General features: G+C 70.8%; 13 protein-coding genes. 11 read left to right on the plus strand and 2 right to left on the minus strand.

Annotation, left to right across the window (positions count from 1 at the left end):
• Positions 1-22 precede the first annotated feature (22 nt).
• Positions 23-2,755: a pyruvate dehydrogenase (acetyl-transferring), homodimeric type gene (gene aceE / locus AC4BDD_RS21345; RefSeq protein ID WP_490687058.1), complete on the minus strand. Its 2,733-nt coding sequence runs from the start codon at positions 2,753-2,755 to the stop codon at positions 23-25.
• Positions 2,756-3,243: 488 nt separating this feature from the next.
• Here aceE and AC4BDD_RS21350 point away from each other — a divergent pair, with 488 nt between their 5' ends.
• The 6 genes from AC4BDD_RS21350 (at position 3,244) to AC4BDD_RS21375 (ending at position 7,745) form a co-directional block, all read left to right on the plus strand.
• The gene (locus tag AC4BDD_RS21350; protein WP_490687059.1) at positions 3,244-3,672 is read left to right on the plus strand and encodes a DUF3052 domain-containing protein; all 429 of its coding nucleotides are present in this window, start codon (positions 3,244-3,246) and stop codon (positions 3,670-3,672) included.
• 108 nt (positions 3,673-3,780) lie between these two features.
• Positions 3,781-4,239 (plus strand): peroxiredoxin, encoded by a 459-nt coding sequence (locus AC4BDD_RS21355; RefSeq protein WP_490687060.1) that lies wholly within the window; start codon positions 3,781-3,783, stop codon positions 4,237-4,239.
• 109 nt (positions 4,240-4,348) lie between these two features.
• A complete protein-coding gene (locus AC4BDD_RS21360) occupies positions 4,349-4,924 on the plus strand; it encodes a TerD family protein (protein ID WP_490687061.1) in 576 nt (191 codons plus the stop codon).
• Between the two features lie 151 nt (positions 4,925-5,075).
• Complete coding sequence (locus AC4BDD_RS21365; RefSeq protein ID WP_490687062.1) at positions 5,076-5,651, plus strand: TerD family protein; 576 nt, start codon at positions 5,076-5,078, stop codon at positions 5,649-5,651.
• Positions 5,652-5,702: 51 nt separating this feature from the next.
• On the plus strand, positions 5,703-6,839 hold the full coding sequence (locus tag AC4BDD_RS21370) for a DUF475 domain-containing protein (protein ID WP_490687063.1): 1,137 nt from the start codon (positions 5,703-5,705) through the stop codon (positions 6,837-6,839).
• A 168-nt stretch (positions 6,840-7,007) separates the two neighbouring features.
• On the plus strand, positions 7,008-7,745 hold the full coding sequence (locus AC4BDD_RS21375) for a TerD family protein (RefSeq protein ID WP_490687064.1): 738 nt from the start codon (positions 7,008-7,010) through the stop codon (positions 7,743-7,745).
• 110 nt (positions 7,746-7,855) lie between these two features.
• Here AC4BDD_RS21375 and AC4BDD_RS21380 read toward each other — a convergent pair whose 3' ends face one another.
• Positions 7,856-9,022, minus strand: coding sequence for a TerD family protein (locus tag AC4BDD_RS21380; RefSeq protein WP_490687065.1), 1,167 nt, complete (start codon positions 9,020-9,022; stop codon positions 7,856-7,858).
• Between the two features lie 286 nt (positions 9,023-9,308).
• Here AC4BDD_RS21380 and AC4BDD_RS21385 point away from each other — a divergent pair, with 286 nt between their 5' ends.
• The 5 genes from AC4BDD_RS21385 to AC4BDD_RS21405 all read left to right on the plus strand — a co-directional run bounded on the left by AC4BDD_RS21385 (position 9,309) and on the right by AC4BDD_RS21405 (position 16,158).
• Positions 9,309-10,496 carry an HpcH/HpaI aldolase/citrate lyase family protein gene (locus tag AC4BDD_RS21385; protein ID WP_490687066.1) on the plus strand — a complete coding sequence of 396 codons (1,188 nt, stop codon included), beginning with the start codon at positions 9,309-9,311 and terminating at the stop codon, positions 10,494-10,496.
• Positions 10,493-13,297 (plus strand): phosphoribosyltransferase, encoded by a 2,805-nt coding sequence (locus AC4BDD_RS21390; protein ID WP_490687067.1) that lies wholly within the window; start codon positions 10,493-10,495, stop codon positions 13,295-13,297. Before AC4BDD_RS21385 ends, AC4BDD_RS21390 begins: the two co-directional genes overlap by 4 nt.
• A complete protein-coding gene (locus AC4BDD_RS21395; protein WP_490687068.1) occupies positions 13,294-14,157 on the plus strand; it encodes an HAD family hydrolase in 864 nt (287 codons plus the stop codon). Before AC4BDD_RS21390 ends, AC4BDD_RS21395 begins: the two co-directional genes overlap by 4 nt.
• 220 nt (positions 14,158-14,377) lie before the next feature.
• Positions 14,378-15,520 carry a sensor histidine kinase gene (locus AC4BDD_RS21400; RefSeq protein ID WP_490687069.1) on the plus strand — a complete coding sequence of 381 codons (1,143 nt, stop codon included), beginning with the start codon at positions 14,378-14,380 and terminating at the stop codon, positions 15,518-15,520.
• On the plus strand, positions 15,511-16,158 hold the full coding sequence (locus AC4BDD_RS21405; protein WP_490687070.1) for a response regulator transcription factor: 648 nt from the start codon (positions 15,511-15,513) through the stop codon (positions 16,156-16,158). The genes AC4BDD_RS21400 and AC4BDD_RS21405 overlap by 10 nt, the downstream gene beginning before the upstream one ends.

Below are 16,158 nucleotides of genomic sequence, written 5' to 3' on the forward strand. Positions count from 1 at the left end.
GCTTCGGTTCAGCGCCCAGCGACTACGCGTCGCCCCCGGCCGCACCCGGATCCGCCGCGGCCACGTCCAGCAGCTGGTAGCGGTCGATCGCCTGCTTCAGCGCGGAGCGGTCGACCTTGCCCTCCTTGGCCAGCTCGGTGAGGACCGCCAGCACGATCGACTGCGCGTCGATGTGGAAGAAGCGGCGCGCGGCCCCACGGGTGTCGGCGAAGCCGAAGCCGTCGGCGCCCAGCGACTGGTAGGTGCCCGGCACCCAGCGCGCGATCTGGTCCGGCACCGCCCGCATCCAGTCGGAGACGGCCACCTTCGGGCCCTCCGCGCCGGTGAGCTTGCGCGTCACATACGGCACGCGCTGCTCCTCCTCCGGGTGCAGCAGGTTGTGCTGCTCGGCCTCGACGGCGTCCCGGCGCAGCTCGTTCCACGAGGTCGCCGACCAGACGTCCGCCTTGACGTTCCACTCCTCGGCGAGGATCCGCTGGGCCTCGACCGCCCACGGCACCGCGACACCGGAGGCCAGGATCTGCGCGGGGATCGCGCCCTTCTCGGCCGCCTTGAAGCGGTGGATGCCCTTGAGGATGCCCTCGACGTCCACGTCCTCCGGCTCGGCCGGGTGCTGGATCGGCTCGTTGTAGACGGTGAGGTAGTAGAAGACGTCCTCGGAGTTCTCGCCGTACATCCGGCGCAGGCCGTCCTGGACGATGTGCGCGATCTCGTAGCCGAACGCCGGGTCGTAGGCGACGACGGCCGGGTTGGTCGAGGCGAGCAGCTGGGAGTGGCCGTCCGCGTGCTGGAGACCCTCACCGGTCAGGGTGGTGCGGCCGGCGGTCGCGCCCAGCACGAAACCGCGCGAGAGCTGGTCGGCCATCTGCCAGAACTGGTCACCGGTCCGCTGGAACCCGAACATCGAGTAGAAGACGTAGACCGGGATCAGGTGCTCGCCGTGCGTGGCGTGCGCCGAGCCCGCCGCGATCAGCGAGGCCGTGCAGCCCGCCTCGGAGATGCCGTCGTGCAGCATCTGCCCGGTCGGCGACTCCTTGTACGCCAGCAGCAGCTCGCGGTCGACCGCCTCGTAGGTCTGGCCCAGCGGGTTGTAGATCTTGGCGGACGGGAAGAGCGAGTCCATACCGAAGGTGCGGTACTCGTCCGGCGCGATCGGGACGAAGCGCTTGCCGATCTCCTTGTCCCGCATCAGGTCCTTCAGCAGCCGCACGAACGCCATGGTGGTGGCGATCGACTGCTGCCCGGAGCCCTTCTTCACCGGCGCGTAGACCTTGTCCTCCGGCAGCGCCAGCGGCTTGGCACGCACGACCCGGGTCGGCACGTAGCCGCCCAGCGCCTTGCGGCGGTCGTGCATGTACTGGATCTCCTCGCTGTTGCGCCCCGGGTGGAAGTACGGCGGCAGACCGGACTCCAGGTCCTTGTCCGCGATCGGCAGGTGCAGCCGGTCACGGAAGCGCTTGAGGTCGTCGACCGTCAGCTTCTTCATCTGGTGGGTCGCGTTGCGGCCCTCGAAGTTCGGGCCGAGCGTCCAGCCCTTGACCGTCTGCGCCAGGATCACCGTCGGCTGGCCCTTGTGGGCCTTGGCCGCCGCGTACGCCGCGTAGATCTTCTTGTGGTCGTGACCGCCGCGGCCCAGGTGCAGGACCTGGTCGTCGGTCATGTTCTCGACCATCTTGCGCAGCCGCTGGTCATCCCCGAAGAAGTGCTCGCGGATGTACGCGCCGGTCTCGGTGGCGTACGTCTGGAACTGACCGTCCGGCGTGGTGTTGAGCTTGTTGACCAGGATGCCGTCGCGGTCCTGGGCCAGCAGCGGGTCCCAGGTCCGGTCCCACACCAGCTTGATCACGTTCCAGCCGGCGCCGCGGAACTGCGACTCCAGCTCCTGGATGATCTTGCCGTTGCCGCGCACCGGGCCGTCGAGGCGCTGGAGGTTGCAGTTGACCACGAAGGTGAGGTTGTCCAGGCCCTCGCGCGCCGCCAGCGACAGCTGGCCGAGCGACTCCGGCTCGTCCATCTCGCCGTCGCCGAGGAACGCCCAGACGTGGCTGCGGGAGGTGTCGGCGATGCCGCGCGCCTCCATGTAGCGGTTCATCCGCGCCTGGTAGATCGCGCCGAGCGGGCCCAGGCCCATGGAGACGGTCGGGAACTCCCAGAAGTCCGGCATCGACCGCGGGTGCGGGTAGCTGGACAGGCCGTAGGGAGCCTTCGACTTCTCCTGGCGGAACGCGTCGAGCTGCTGCTCGCTCAGCCGGTCCAGCAGGAAGGCGCGGGCGTAGACACCGGGGGAGGCGTGGCCCTGGAAGAAGATCTGGTCGCCGCCGTCGCCCTGGTCCTTGCCGCGGAAGAAGTGGTTGAAGCCCACGTCGTACAGCGAGGCGGAGGAGGCGAAGGTGGCGATGTGGCCGCCCACCCCGATGCCCGGACGCTGGGCGCGGGAGACCATCACGGCGGCGTTCCAGCGCGTCGCGTTGAGGATCCGGCGCTCGATCTCCTCGTTGCCCGGGAAGAACGGCTCGTCCTTGGTCGCGATGGTGTTGACGTAGTCCGTGCTGCGCATCTCGGGCACCGCGACCCGCTTCTCGCGGGCGCGCTCGATCAGGCGGAGCATCAGGTAGCGGGCGCGTTCCCGGCCTCGCTCATCGACGGCTGCGTCGAGCGAGTCGAGCCATTCCTGGGTCTCTTCGGGATCGAAGTCCGGGACCTGGCTGGGAAGGCCGCCAATGATGATCGGGTTGCGATCGGATCCGGAAGCCACGCTATTCCTTCGCTGTTTCGGTCGTGCGCGTGACGCGCACGCGGTCGGTACTCGGTGCGTGCACGCGGTGGGATGTGCTGTGCTGGTCGCGCCGATCTCCATCGTGTACCTCGGGTGCGGGGTACGTCATCTCTACCGATTGGTAACCACCACGCGGTGAGACGGGCGCTGCCGGGCCGGTCGGCCGGCGACGGCCAAATCGCAACCTTACGCCCACTATGGGGGACCGCTGCGTACGGCCGTTCGGCCCTGGGCGTCGTAATCTGGCCACAGAAGTTCACAAAAGCCACGGAACGCTGTGGTGTGAATCACCGCCGCAGGGGCTGGCGCGATGCGAGTTGCGGTGAGAGCGCCGTATCCGTCACCGTTTCGGCGGTCTGGACGGCTGGGTACTTGCGCGATCCGCCCGGCCCGTGTGGACTACGCCCAATGCCCCGCGTACGCGCGAGGTGCATGACGTATTCAAGAAACGTGACAGGAGGACATCCGTGAGCGCGACCGCGGACCACGCGGAGGAGCGGACCAACCCGGCGGCAAAGCTGGGGTTCGAGCCCGGACAGGTGGTCCAGGAGATCGGCTACGACGACGACGTCGATCACGAGCTTCGTGAAGGCCTCGAAGCCCTGATCGGCCAGGACATCGTCGACGAGGATTACGACGACGTGGCCGACGTCGTCCTGCTGTGGTTCCGCGACGAGGACGGCGACCTTACGGATGCGCTGGTGGACGCGATCGGCCTGCTCGACGAGGGCGGAGACATCTGGCTGATGACGCCCAAGACCGGGCGGGACGGCTACATCGAGCCCAGCGACATCAGCGACGCGGCGCAGACCGCCGGTCTGTCCCAGACCAAGAGCATCAACGCCGCCAAGGACTGGACGGGCAGCCGTCTGGTCGCGCCGAGGTCCAAGCGCTGAGGCCACCGCCGACAAGCACTGTGCGAGCCCCCTCCGGATCCGTCCGGAGGGGGCTCGACACGTAGGGTGGGCGCGATCAGTGGATCCGATGCGAAAGGGATGGACCCCATGGCGATAGAGGTCGGTACGAAGGCCCCTGAGTTCGAGCTGAAGACCCAGCACGGAGAGACGGTCCGGCTCGCCGACTTCCGTGGCGAGAAGAACGTCGTGCTGCTCTTCTACCCCTTCGCCTTCACCGGCGTGTGCACCGGCGAGCTGTGCGCGCTCCGCGACGAGCTGCCGAAGTTCGTCAACGACGACGTCCAGCTGCTCGCCGTCTCCTGCGACGCGCCGTTCAGCCTGCGGATCTTCGCCGAGCAGGAGGGCCTGGAGTACCCGCTGCTCTCGGACTTCTGGCCGCACGGCGAGACCGGCCGCGCCTATGGGGTCTTCGATGAGGAGAAGGGCTGCGCGGTGCGCGGCACCTTCATCATCGACAAGGAGGGCGTGGTCCGCTGGACCGTCGTCAACGGCCTGCCCGACGCCCGCGACATCGCCGACTACGTGAAGGCGCTCGAAAACCTCTGACAGGAACCCGCGTACCAGGGAACCGCTCACTAGGATCGATTCGTTGATCCGAATGGAAAACGCTTCAAGGGGCACCCAGTGCTCCTGACGAACCTTATTGGGAGGACTCGTGGGAGTCAGCCTCAGCAAGGGCGGCAACGTCTCGCTGACCAAGGAAGCCCCGAACCTGACCGCGATCATCGTCGGTCTGGGCTGGGACGTCCGCACCACCACCGGCACCGACTTCGACCTTGACGCCAGTGCCCTGCTGACGAACGACGAGGGCAAGGTCACCAACGACCAGAACTTCGTCTTCTTCAACAACCTCAAGAGCCCGGACGGCTCCGTCGAGCACACCGGCGACAACCTCACCGGTGAGGGCGAAGGCGACGACGAGCAGATCAAGGTGAACCTCGCCGGTGTCCCGGCCGACGTCGCCAAGATCGTGTTCCCCGTCTCGATCTACGACGCCGAGACCCGCCAGCAGAGCTTCGGCCAGGTCCGCAACGCCTTCATCCGCGTGGTCAACCAGGCCGACGGCAACGAGCTGGCCCGTTACGACCTCAGCGAGGACGCCTCGACCGAGACCGCCATGGTCTTCGGTGAGCTCTACCGCCACGGCGCGGAGTGGAAGTTCCGCGCCATCGGCCAGGGCTACGCCTCCGGCCTGCGGGGCATCGCGCAGGACTTCGGCGTCAACGTCTGAGCCGCACCCGTCGCTCCACACCGGGTGCGCGCGCCGCGCCGGCGACGCGCGCACCCGGTCCCACGATCCGGCGCCGCACACCTGACCAGACGGGAGTGCGGCGCCGGTCGTGCGTGAACCACTTGCATGACACCGGGGAGGAATCAGCATCATGGGCGTCACGCTCGCCAAGGGGGGCAACGTCTCCCTCACCAAGGCCGCGCCGGATCTCACCCAGGTACTGATCGGCCTGGGCTGGGACGCGCGCTCCACCACCGGGGCACCGTTCGACCTCGACGCCAGCGCGCTGCTGTGCAGGTCAGGCCGGGTGCTCGGCGACGAGTACTTCGTCTTCTACAACAACCTCACCAGCCCCGAGGGCTCCGTCGAGCACACCGGTGACAACCTCACCGGTGAGGGCGAGGGCGACGACGAGTCGATCCTGGTGGACCTCTCCAAGGTCCCGGCCCAGGTCGACAAGATCGTCTTTCCGGTCTCCATTCATGAGGCGGACGCCCGCGGGCAGACGTTCGGCCAGGTCAGCAATGCCTTCATCCGGGTCGTGAATCAGGCGGACGGAAACGAGCTGGCGCGCTATGACCTCTCCGAGGACGCCTCCGGCGAAACCGCGATGATCTTCGGCGAGGTCTACCGCTACGGCGGGGAGTGGAAGTTCCGCGCCGTGGGCCAGGGGTACGCGTCGGGGCTGCGAGGCATCGCTCTAGACTTCGGGGTCAACGTTTCGTAAAGCCGCGTACAGGCGCGGGGGAGACCTTTCAGAAGAAGGATTGGGTAGCCAGTGCTCCTGAAAACCTTTGGTTGGTCGTTCGCCGTCACGGCGGCCGGCCTGGCCTTGGCCGGTGTTCTCTGGGGGTGGAAGGGGCTCGCACTCGTCGGGATCCTCTCGGTCCTGGAGATCTCGCTCTCGTTCGACAACGCCGTCATCAATGCCGGCATCCTGCGGAAGATGAATGCCTTCTGGCAGAAGATCTTCCTGACCGTCGGCATTCTGATCGCCGTCTTCGGTATGCGACTGGTCTTCCCGGTGCTCATCGTCGCCATGACGGCGAAGCTGGGGCCGATCGAGGCCGTCGACCTGGCGATCAACAACAAGGACGAGTACGAACACCTGGTCACCGCCGCGCATCCGGCCATCGCGGCCTTCGGCGGCATGTTCCTGCTCATGATCTTCCTCGACTTCATCTTCGAGGAGCGCGACATCAAGTGGCTGGCGTGGCTGGAGCGCCCGCTCGCCAAGCTGGGCAAGCTCGACACCCTCTCCATCGTCGTGGCGCTGGGCGTGCTGCTGGTGACGGCCAGCACCTTCGCCGAGGACGTGGCCCACGGCGGCGGTGACAAGTCCGCCACCGTCCTGCTGTCCGGTGTCGCCGGTCTGCTGACGTACCTCATCGTCGGCGGCATCTCCGGCTACTTCGAGGACAAGCTGGAAGAAGACGAGGAGGACGAGGACGGCGACGAGGCGGAGGAGTCCGGCAAGGGCGCCGAAGCCGCGAAGAAGGGCTCCCCGAGCGCGGTCGGCCTGGCCGGCAAGGCGGCCTTCTTCCTCTTCCTCTACCTGGAGGTCATCGACGCGTCGTTCTCCTTCGACGGCGTCATCGGCGCCTTCGCCATCACCAACGACATCTTCGTGATGGCGCTGGGCCTGGGCATCGGCGCCATGTACATCCGGTCGCTGACGGTCTTCCTGGTCCGCAAGGGCACCCTCGACGAGTACGTCTACCTGGAGCACGGCGCGCACTACGCCATCGGCGCGCTCGCCGTGATCCTGCTGGTCACCATCAAGTACGAGATCCAGGAGGTCGTCACCGGCGCCATCGGCGTCGTGCTGATCGGCGCCTCGTACTGGTCCTCGGTGGTGCGCAACCGCCGCGCCGAGGTGTCCGATGGCGAGGTCCGCCAGGAGGTCTCCTCCTGAGTGCGCCCCCGCTTTTCGAGTGTGACCACGCTCGGAGTGTGGCGGGGGGACGAATGAGGAACGCTGATAGCGGGGCGGCCGAGAGGGTTCACCTCCCGGCCGCCCCGCGGCATGTGGACCAAAGGGACGAAGGCCGGCGGACGCGGCCGGCGGTGGGGGTGGAGAGCAGTGGGCTTCCTCAGCAACTGGGGACGGGGAGCGGGGCAGCAGTTCGACAGCGGTGATGCCTCCGGCGCGGTCGAGCTGACCAGACGGCGCCAGACGATCTCGCTGACCAAGCAGGGCGCGGCCGGCGGCAACCTGCGGATCAATCTCTCCTGGCGGATGCGGACCTCGGACTTCCAGGACGGCAGGCGGAGCTTCGGCCAGGCGTCCCTCAGGCACCCGTTAAAGATGTTCAAGCCGGAGATGGTCCAGGCCCAGGGCCCCGCCATGGTCAACGTCGACCTCGACCTGGCCTGCATGTACGAGCTGCAGGACGGCAGCAAGGGCGTGGTGCAACCGCTGGGCGACTTCTTCGGCGGCCTCAACGCCCCGCCGTACGTCCAGCTGAGCGGCGACGACCGCTTCGGGTCCGGCTCCGGCGAGACGATCTACATCAACATGGACCACAAGGACGACATCAAGCGGCTGCTGGTGTTCGTCTACATCTACGACGGCACGCCCGCCTTCGACCGGACGCACGCCGTGGTGACCCTCTTCCCGAGCAACGGCCCGCGGATCGAGATCCCGCTGGACGAGCGGGCCCCGGAAGCCCGCTCCTGCGCGGTGGTGATGCTCGAGAACGTCAAGGACGAGATGATCGTGCGCCGCGAGGTCAAGTACGTCTACGGCTTCCAGGCCGAGCTCGACCGCCTCTACGGGTGGGGCCTCCAATGGGGCCGAGGCTACAAACAGAAGGTCTGACCCGGCCCGGCCCGGCCCCGTTCCGCTCCGGGGCTCCGCCCCGGGCCCCGGTCCTCAAACTCCCCCAGACTTCGTCCGGGGGGCCCCAGGACGGGCTGGAAGATCCACCGCTACCGCTTCTGGAACTGCGGCCCCTGCGGCGGCAGCACGAACGACGGATCCGGCCCCGCCGCCGCCGGCCCGACCCGCTGGGCCGGCTGCGGATACCCGTACCCCGGGTGCTGCGGATACCCGTACGCGGGCTGCGCCTGGTCCCCGGTCCCGGCCTGCGGGTACCCATGAGCGGGCACCGGCGGCGGGTACCCGTACCCCGGCCCCGGTGCCAGCCCCGGCGCGGGCGCGTTCGGCGGCATCACGGGCGGCGGCGGCATCGGGGGATACCCGTACCCCGCGCCGGGCGGTTGCGCCAGCGGACCGGTCACGGCCCAGCCGGAGTCACCGAGGGCCGCGCCCGACGGCGGGCCCGACGCCCCCTGCGGCTCAGGCAGCGGCTGCGCGGCGGCCGGGGGCAGCGCCGCCGCGGGCAAGGGCCGCGCGGCCGCGGGCAGGGGCGCGGTGACCGCCTGCGACTGTCCCCCAGACGGCGGCAGCGGCGCGGCGACCGACTGCGACGGTCCCCCGGACACAGGGTGCCCCTGCCCCTGGCTCGGCTGCGCGGGCTGCGCCTGTGCCGTCTGCGCCGGTGCCGGCTGCGCACCCTCCGGAGCCGGCGGAGCCGCGCTGTGCTCCTCCCCGTCGTCCACCGAGATGCCGAACTCCGTGGCCAGCCCGACGAGCCCCGACTCATACCCCTGGCCCAGCGCCCGGAACTTCCAGGCGTCGCCGCGCCGGTAGAGCTCGCCGCAGATCATCGCGGACTCGCGGCCCGTCTCCGGGGCCACCTTGAAGACCGCGATCGGTTCGGCACCGGCCGGCGCCGACGCGTCGTACAGCAGTACGGTCAGATCCCGGACCAGGCCGAAGGAGCCGCCGTCCGCCGACGCGGCCAGCACCACCCGGTCGACGCCCGCCTCCAGCGCCGTCAGGTCGGCCTCGACGGTGTCCGTCAGCCCCTCCGCCAGCCGCTTCTTCGGCAGATGGCGCACCAGCCCGGAGGGGTGCCGGGGCTGGTTGTAGAAGACGAAGTCCTCATCCGAACGCACCCTGCCGTCGGCTGCCAGCAGCAGCGCGGAGGCATCCACGTCCGGCACCTGGGCGCCGGGTGTCCAGCGCAGCACGGCCCGTACGGCGGTGGCCTCCAGCGGGATGTTGGATCCCTTCAGCATCGCGTGCGTCATGGCCGCAATCCTGCCTTCTCCGCGCGGGCGGGTACAACGCGAGGTGTCAGGAGAGATGACACTGTGTGGGGAGCGGGCCGCCCGAATGCGGGCGGAGGCGGACGGAGGTGGACGGACCGCTCCCGGCGGAAGTGCCGGGGAGCGGCCGAGGACACCGGAGAGACCCATATGAGTTACTTGATTTTCACGGACTTGGGGAACTCTTGACCCTGACCCGGACGTACGATTATCGGCCATGCTCGCGGTCGGCGGGTCGGTCGAACACATCTGCAGTGCAGGGAGATATATGCGGCATTTTGGGCACCTGTCGACTGCGGTGCGGAGGGACCTCTTCCATCGTCAACCGGGGGAGTTCACCGCGGACTCGCCCGCGCGGGTCCTTGCCATAGCCCTCGGTGCGACCCTCTACAGCCCCGCGACCCGGCCCCGCCTCGCCGACGACATCGTCAAACAGGCAGGTCGCGGCGTTGTCTCCATGGTGCTCTGCCTTGAGGACTCCATCGACGACGCCGACGTCACAGGCGCCGAGGAGAACCTCGTGCGTCAGTTCGCCGACCTCGCCGCCCGGGGCCCCGCCACCCAGCTGCCGCTGCTGTTCATCCGGGTGCGGACGCCGGAGCAGATCACCGGGCTCGTCCAGCGGCTCGGTCCGACCGTCCGGCTGCTGTCCGGATTCGTGCTGCCGAAGTTCACCGAGGAGCGCGGTGTCCCTTTCCTCGAGGCGCTGATCTCGGCCGAGACATCGCAGGCCATCGACGCGCTCGGTGGACGCCGGCTGTTCGCCATGCCGGTCCTCGAATCGCCCGGGCTGCTGCACCTGGAGACCCGCACCGAAACCCTCGGCGGCATCGCCCGCACCGTCGACAAGTACCGGGATCGGGTGCTCGCGCTGCGGCTGGGCGTGACCGATTTCTGCTCGGCGTACGGATTGCGCCGAGCGCCCGATATGACGGCATACGACGTCCAGTTGGTGGCCTCGGTGATCGCTGACGTGGTCAACATGCTCGGGCGCGCCGACGGCACCGGCTTCACCGTGACCGGGCCGGTGTGGGAGTACTTCAAACCCCACGAGCGGATGTTCAAACCCCAGCTGCGGCGCAGCCCCTTCACCGGGCGCGCCGAGGCCCTGCGCACCGCCCTCATCGAGCACGACATGGACGGCCTGCTGCGCGAGATCGAGCTCGACCGCGCCAACGGACTCCAGGGCAAGACCTGCATACACCCCTCCCACGTGATGCCGGTGCACGCGCTCTCGGTGGTGAGTCACGAGGAGTTCAGCGACGCCACCGACATCCTCGGCCCGGAGCGCAGCGGCGGCGGTGTGCTCCGGTCGGCGTACACCAACAAGATGAACGAGGTGAAGCCCCACCGCGCCTGGGCCGAGCGGATCCTGCTCCGCGCCGAGGTGTTCGGTGTGGCCCGGGAGGACGTGAGCTTCGTGGAACTGCTCGGCGCGGGGCTGCGGACCGGATGAGGGAAGAGACGGCGAAGGTGACGGACGGCGGCGAGGGCGCGGTGCGCTCGGATCAGCCCGCGACGCAGGGCCGGCCCGTGTGGTCGGGGCAGTGGGTCGCGGACCGGCTCCAGGTGGCGTTGAACGGCGGCGCGGAGCTGCGGGAGCTGCTCGGGCTCGCCCTGCGACGCAACCCCAAGCGAGCCCATCTGCTGGTGTCCAGCGTGCTCGGCAAGCATGTGCCGCAGCGCCCGGAGACGGTGTACGAGGCCGGGCTCGGGCTCGGCCGCCGGGTGCGGGAGCTCCTCGGCGAGGAGGCGGCGGCGCGCGCCGTGGTGCTCGGCTACGCCGAAACGGCGACCGGCCTCGGCCACAGCGTCGCGGACGGCCTGGCGCTCGCCCCGTACCTGCACTCGACCCGCCGCCCGGTGGACGGGATCCGCCCGGTCGGCGGTTTCGAGGAGGAACACAGCCACGCCACCTCCCACCTGCTGCTGCCGCAGGACCCGGAGCTGCTGGCCGGCGACGGCCCGCTGGTGCTGGTCGATGACGAGTTCTCCACCGGCAACACGGTGCTCAACACCATCGCCGCACTGCATTCCCGCTATCCCCGCGACCGGTACGTCGTCGTGGCGCTGGTCGACATGCGCTCGGTGGACCACCAGGACCGCCTGCACGACTTCGCCACGGAGCTCGGCGCCCGGGTGGACCTGGTCGCCCTCGCCACCGGCACCGTGGAACTCCCCGCCGACGTGCTGGAAAGCGGCCGGCGCCTGGTCGCCGAGCACGAGCCCGAGCCCCTCGCCCCGAGCCCCTGCAACGACCCCGCCCCCGATGCCGTCCAGGGCCGCCGCGCCCCGGCCGCGCCCCCCGCACCCGCCCCCGTCCGAGTGGACCTCGGCTGGCCCGAGGGGCTGCCGGACGGCGGGCGGCACGGGTTCACGCCCGCGCACCGGACCCGGCTGGAGGCCGCGCTGCCGGGCATGGCGGCCCGCATCGCCGAAGCGCTCGCGCCCCGCCGCGCCGCGCCGGACGACCCGGCCGGTGCCACCGAAGCGGCGGACGCTACAGACACCACCGACACCACCGACGCCGCGGGCACCACCGACGCAACCGACGCCGCGGACGCCGGGACTCCGGCACCGCGACGGGTGCTCGTCCTCGGCTTCGAGGAGCTGATGTACGCGCCGCTGCGGCTCGCCGAGGCGCTGGACCGGATGCTGGAGGCCGAGGTGCGGTACTCCACCACCACCCGCTCCCCGGTGCTCGCCGTGGACGACCCCGGCTACGCCATCCGCACCCGCCTCGCCTTCCCCGCGCACGACGCCCCCGCCGACGGCCCCGGCGAGCGCTACGCGTACAACGTGGCCCCGGGCGCGGACCCGGCCCGCCGCTTCGACGCGGTGGTCGCCGTGGTCGACTCGGCCGCCGACACCCCCGAATTGCACGCCCCCGGCGGTCTGCTGGCCCAGCTCGCCCACCACGCCGACCAGGTCCTGCTCGCCGTCGTGCCGTCGTACGCACCCAGCGCCCCGCCCACCCCGGCCCCGCACACCCCGGCCCCCACCCCCACCCCCACCCCCGACCCCGACCGACAGGCGCGCACCATGCCAGAACCGCTCCGCGGCCCCGCGTTCTCCTCCTACGCGCCCGAGGAGGTCGGCTGGCTGCTGCAGGACTTCTCCGAGGTGACCCTCGAAGCGCCCACCGAGGAGCGGGAGGAGGCGATCCAGAGCGGTGGCGCGCACTACGCCGAGTCGCTGCCGGTGGAGTACCAGCCGAGCGAGGCGTACCAGGCGCTGTTCCGGTCCGCGCTCGACTCCTCCGCGGCCCGGATCGCCCGCGCCGTCGGCACCGTCACCGAGACCGTGCTCGCCGAGCGGTCATCTCGTCCGGTGCTGGTCTCGCTGGCCCGCGCGGGCACCCCGGTCGGCGTGCTGATGCGCCGCTGGGCCCAGCACGCCCACGGCATCGACCTGCCGCACTACGCCATCTCGATCGTGCGCGGCCGCGGCATCGACGCCGCCGCGCTGCGCTGGCTGGCGGCCCGTCACGATCCGGCCGACGTGGTCTTCGTCGACGGCTGGACCGGCAAGGGCGCCATCACCCGGGAGCTGGCCGAGGCGGTGCGCTCCCACCCCGGCTTCGACCCGCGGATCGCCGTGCTCGCCGACCCCGGCCGCTGTGTGGAGACCTACGGCACCCGCGACGACTTCCTGATCCCCTCCGCCTGCCTCAACTCCACCGTCTCCGGCCTGATCTCCCGCACCGTGCTCCGCGCCGACCTGGTGGGACCGGACGACTTCCACGGCGCGAAGTTCTACCGCGAGCTGGCGGACGCGGACGTCTCCGGGCTCTTCCTGGACACCGTCGCGGCTCGCTTCCCCGAGGTGGCGGCGGAGGTCGCCGCCGACGTCAAGGAGCTGGCAACCGCCGACCGCGCCCCGACCTGGGAGGGCTGGGCGGCCGTCGAGCGGATCAGCGAGGAGCACGGCATCCATGACGTCAACCTCGTCAAACCCGGCGTGGGCGAGACCACCCGGGTGCTGCTGCGCCGCGTGCCCTGGAAGATCCTCGCGAAGCGGGGCGCGGGCGCGGATCTGGACCACGTCCGGCTGCTGGCGGAACAGCGCGGCGTACCCGTGGAGGAAGTGGACGGGCTGCCGTACACCTGCGTGGGGTTGATCCACCCCCGCTACACCCGTGGCGCGACCGGCGCCGATGGAAAGGCCGTCGGCCGGGGCGCCGCCGAGCGCACCGCGGCCGAGCACAGCACACAGGGCGTCGCGACGGGCGCCGACAGAAAGGCGGCTGTCAGATGACTGTCCTGGTGGCGAGCGACCTCGACCGCACCCTCATCTACTCGGCGGCCGCCCTCGGTCTGGAGATGCCGGACGCCGAGGCGCCGCGCCTGCTCTGCGTCGAGGTCTACCAGCACAAGCCGCTGTCCTACCTGACCGAGGAGGCCGCCGCCCTGCTCGCCGAGGTGGCCCGCACCTCGTGTTTCGTGCCGACCACCACCCGCACCCGTGAGCAGTACGGCCGGATCCGGCTGCCCGGCCCCGCGCCCCGCTTCGCGGTCTGCGCCAACGGCGGCCATCTGCTGGTCGACGGCGAGTCGGACCCCGACTGGAACGCCGCGGTGCGCGGCAGGCTCGCCACCGAGTGCGCCCCCCTCGACGAGGTGCGGTCCCACCTGAACAGCACCGCCGATCCGGCGTGGTTGCTCAAGGAGCGGGTGGCCGAGGACCTCTTCGCCTACCTGGTCGTGGAGCGCGCGCTGCTGCCCGACGGCTACGTCAAGGAACTGGCCGAGTGGGCCGAACCGCGCGGCTGGACCGTCTCGCTCCAGGGCCGCAAGATCTACGCCGTACCGAAGCCGCTCACCAAGAGCGCGGCGGTGGCCGAGGTCGCCCGCCGCACCGACGCCGTCGAGGTGCTCGCCGCCGGTGACTCCCTCCTCGACGCGGACCTGCTGCTCGCTGCCGACCACGGCTGGCGGCCCGGGCACGGCGAGCTGGCCGACGCCGGCTGGACCGCCCCGCAGGTGACGGCGGTGGCCGAGCGCGGCGTGGCGGCGGGAGAGGCGATCGTCCGCGCCATCGCCGAACACGCCTCGGTCGTCCGCGCCCGCGCCCGCAGCGAGGCCCTGATCCGCGTCGTCTCCCGCGGCCAGGACTGACGCTCCGCCGCCGGGGCCAGGCCTGAAACCCCGCCCCGGCGGCCAGGTCTGGCACCCCGCCCCGGCAGCCGGGCCTGACGCCCGGCCCCGCACTCGCCCCGGCGGCCAGGACGGGCACCTCCCACAGGGCGGCCACCCACCTCACCTCACGCCCGCCGCAGCCACAACCTGCGGAAATCCTCAGTGTCAGCGGCCCTTCGCCCGGCTAGCGTTGGGGATCATGCGTGGATGGATTCGGCACGGGCTGCGGCTGAGCGCCGGGCTGCTCATCGGCACCTGCACCGCCCTCGTCGAGCTGGTGTACGTCGCCGTGGCGGCCCTCGCCCTGCTCAGTGTGACGGCCTGGCCGCAGACCCGGCAGCGGGTGCTGCGCCCGGTCACCGCCGGGGTGCGATGGCTGTGCGAGGCCGAGCGGCGGCGGCTGGACCGGCTGCTGGGGCACCAGCTGTCGGCCCGGTACACAGGCCGCCGCGCGCTGGAGTACCTGGCGGTCCGCTGGGCACTGGGGCTCTTCGGCGGGCTGGTCCTGCTCTCCCTGATCGTCGGCGCGCTGTACTTCAGCTTCCTCTTCTGGGGCTGGTTCATCATGTCCCACAACACGGCGCCGGTGGTGCTCCTCTCCGGGCTCGGCGGGCTCGTGCTGACCTTCCTCGCCGTCCAGGGCGTCATCGGTGTCGCCACCCTGGAAGGGCAGTTGGCCCGGCGCTTCCTCGGGCCCAGCGCCCAGGAGGAGTTGCGCCGCCGGATCGACGAGCTGGCCAGCAGCCGGGCCGGGGTCGTGGACGCCGTCCACGACGAGCGCCGCCGTATCGAACGCGACCTGCACGACGGGGTGCAGCAGCGGCTCGTCGCCCTGGGCATGCTGCTCGGCCGCGCCCGCCGCAGTCAGGACACCGGGAAGATCACCGCCCTGGTCGCCCAGGCCCACGCCGAGAGCCGCCAGGCCCTGACCGATCTGCGGGAAGTGGCCTGGCGGGTCTACCCCACCGTGCTGGACGAGGCCGGACTGCGGGCGGCCCTGGAAACGGTCGCCGAGCGCTCCCCGGTTCCCGTGCGGCTGGACTACACCCTCGCCGCCGAACCCGCCGCGGCACTGCGTACCGTCGCCTACTTCGTGGTGTCCGAAGCCGTCACCAACGCCATCAAGCACGCTTCCGCCGACGCCATCACCGTCCAGCTGGCCGACGCCCGCCCCGGCGGCCTGCGGGTCCGGATCACCGACGACGGCACCGGCGGCGCCGACCCGGCGGGCAGCGGGCTGCTCGGGCTGCGCCGCCGGGTCGCCGCGCTCGACGGCCGGCTGCGCGTCGACAGCCCACCCGGCGGACCCACCACCCTCACCGCGGAGTTGCCATGCGCCTGATCCTCGCCGACGACTCGACCCTGCTGCGCGAGGGCCTGGTGCGGCTGCTCGCCGAGGAGGGCCACGAGGTGGTGGCCGCGGTCGGCGACGCCGAGGCCCTGCTGGCGGCGGTGGACCGCCATCCGGACATCGACGCCGCCGTGGTCGACGTCCGCATGCCGCCCACCCACACCGACGAGGGCCTGCGCGCCGCGCTGAAGCTCCGCGCCGCCCACCCCCGGATCGGCGTCCTCGTCCTCTCCCAGTACGTCGAGAAGCGCTACGCCACCGAACTGCTCACCGGCGCCGGCGAGGGCATCGGCTACGTACTCAAGGACCGGGTGGTGGAGGTCGACGAGTTCCTCGACGCCCTGGAACGCGTCGCCGCCGGCCGCACCGCGTTCGACCCCGAAGTGGTCCGCCAGCTCCTCGTCCGCAGCACACACTCCGACCCCCTCAGCCGCCTCACCCCGCGCGAACGCGACGTGCTGGACGCCATGGCGCAGGGCCACGCCAACACCGCGATCGCCGAACGGCTCCACGTCTCGCGCAGTGCTGTCGAGAAACACATCAACGCCATCTTCGACAAGCTCGAGCTGCCCGGGAGTTCGGGCTACAGTCGCCGGGTACTGGCCGTACTTCGCTACCTGGGGAGCTGA

The organism is Streptomyces sp. JLBT605 (assembly GCF_058215555.1).

Excerpts from the sequence above, each read along its gene's own strand:
- AC4BDD_RS21405 (WP_490687070.1), top strand. The coding sequence starts at position 15,511 with ATGCGCCTGATCCTCGCCGACGACTCGACCCTGCTGCGCGAGGGCCTG.
- AC4BDD_RS21365 (WP_490687062.1), top strand. The coding sequence starts at position 5,076 with ATGGGCGTCACGCTCGCCAAGGGGGGCAACGTCTCCCTCACCAAGGCC.
- AC4BDD_RS21355 (WP_490687060.1), top strand. The coding sequence starts at position 3,781 with ATGGCGATAGAGGTCGGTACGAAGGCCCCTGAGTTCGAGCTGAAGACC.
- AC4BDD_RS21385 (WP_490687066.1), top strand. The coding sequence starts at position 9,309 with ATGCGGCATTTTGGGCACCTGTCGACTGCGGTGCGGAGGGACCTCTTC.
- AC4BDD_RS21400 (WP_490687069.1), top strand. The coding sequence starts at position 14,378 with ATGCGTGGATGGATTCGGCACGGGCTGCGGCTGAGCGCCGGGCTGCTC.
- AC4BDD_RS21395 (WP_490687068.1), top strand. The coding sequence starts at position 13,294 with ATGACTGTCCTGGTGGCGAGCGACCTCGACCGCACCCTCATCTACTCG.
- AC4BDD_RS21390 (WP_490687067.1), top strand. The coding sequence starts at position 10,493 with ATGAGGGAAGAGACGGCGAAGGTGACGGACGGCGGCGAGGGCGCGGTG.
- AC4BDD_RS21380 (WP_490687065.1), bottom strand. The coding sequence starts at position 9,022 with ATGACGCACGCGATGCTGAAGGGATCCAACATCCCGCTGGAGGCCACC.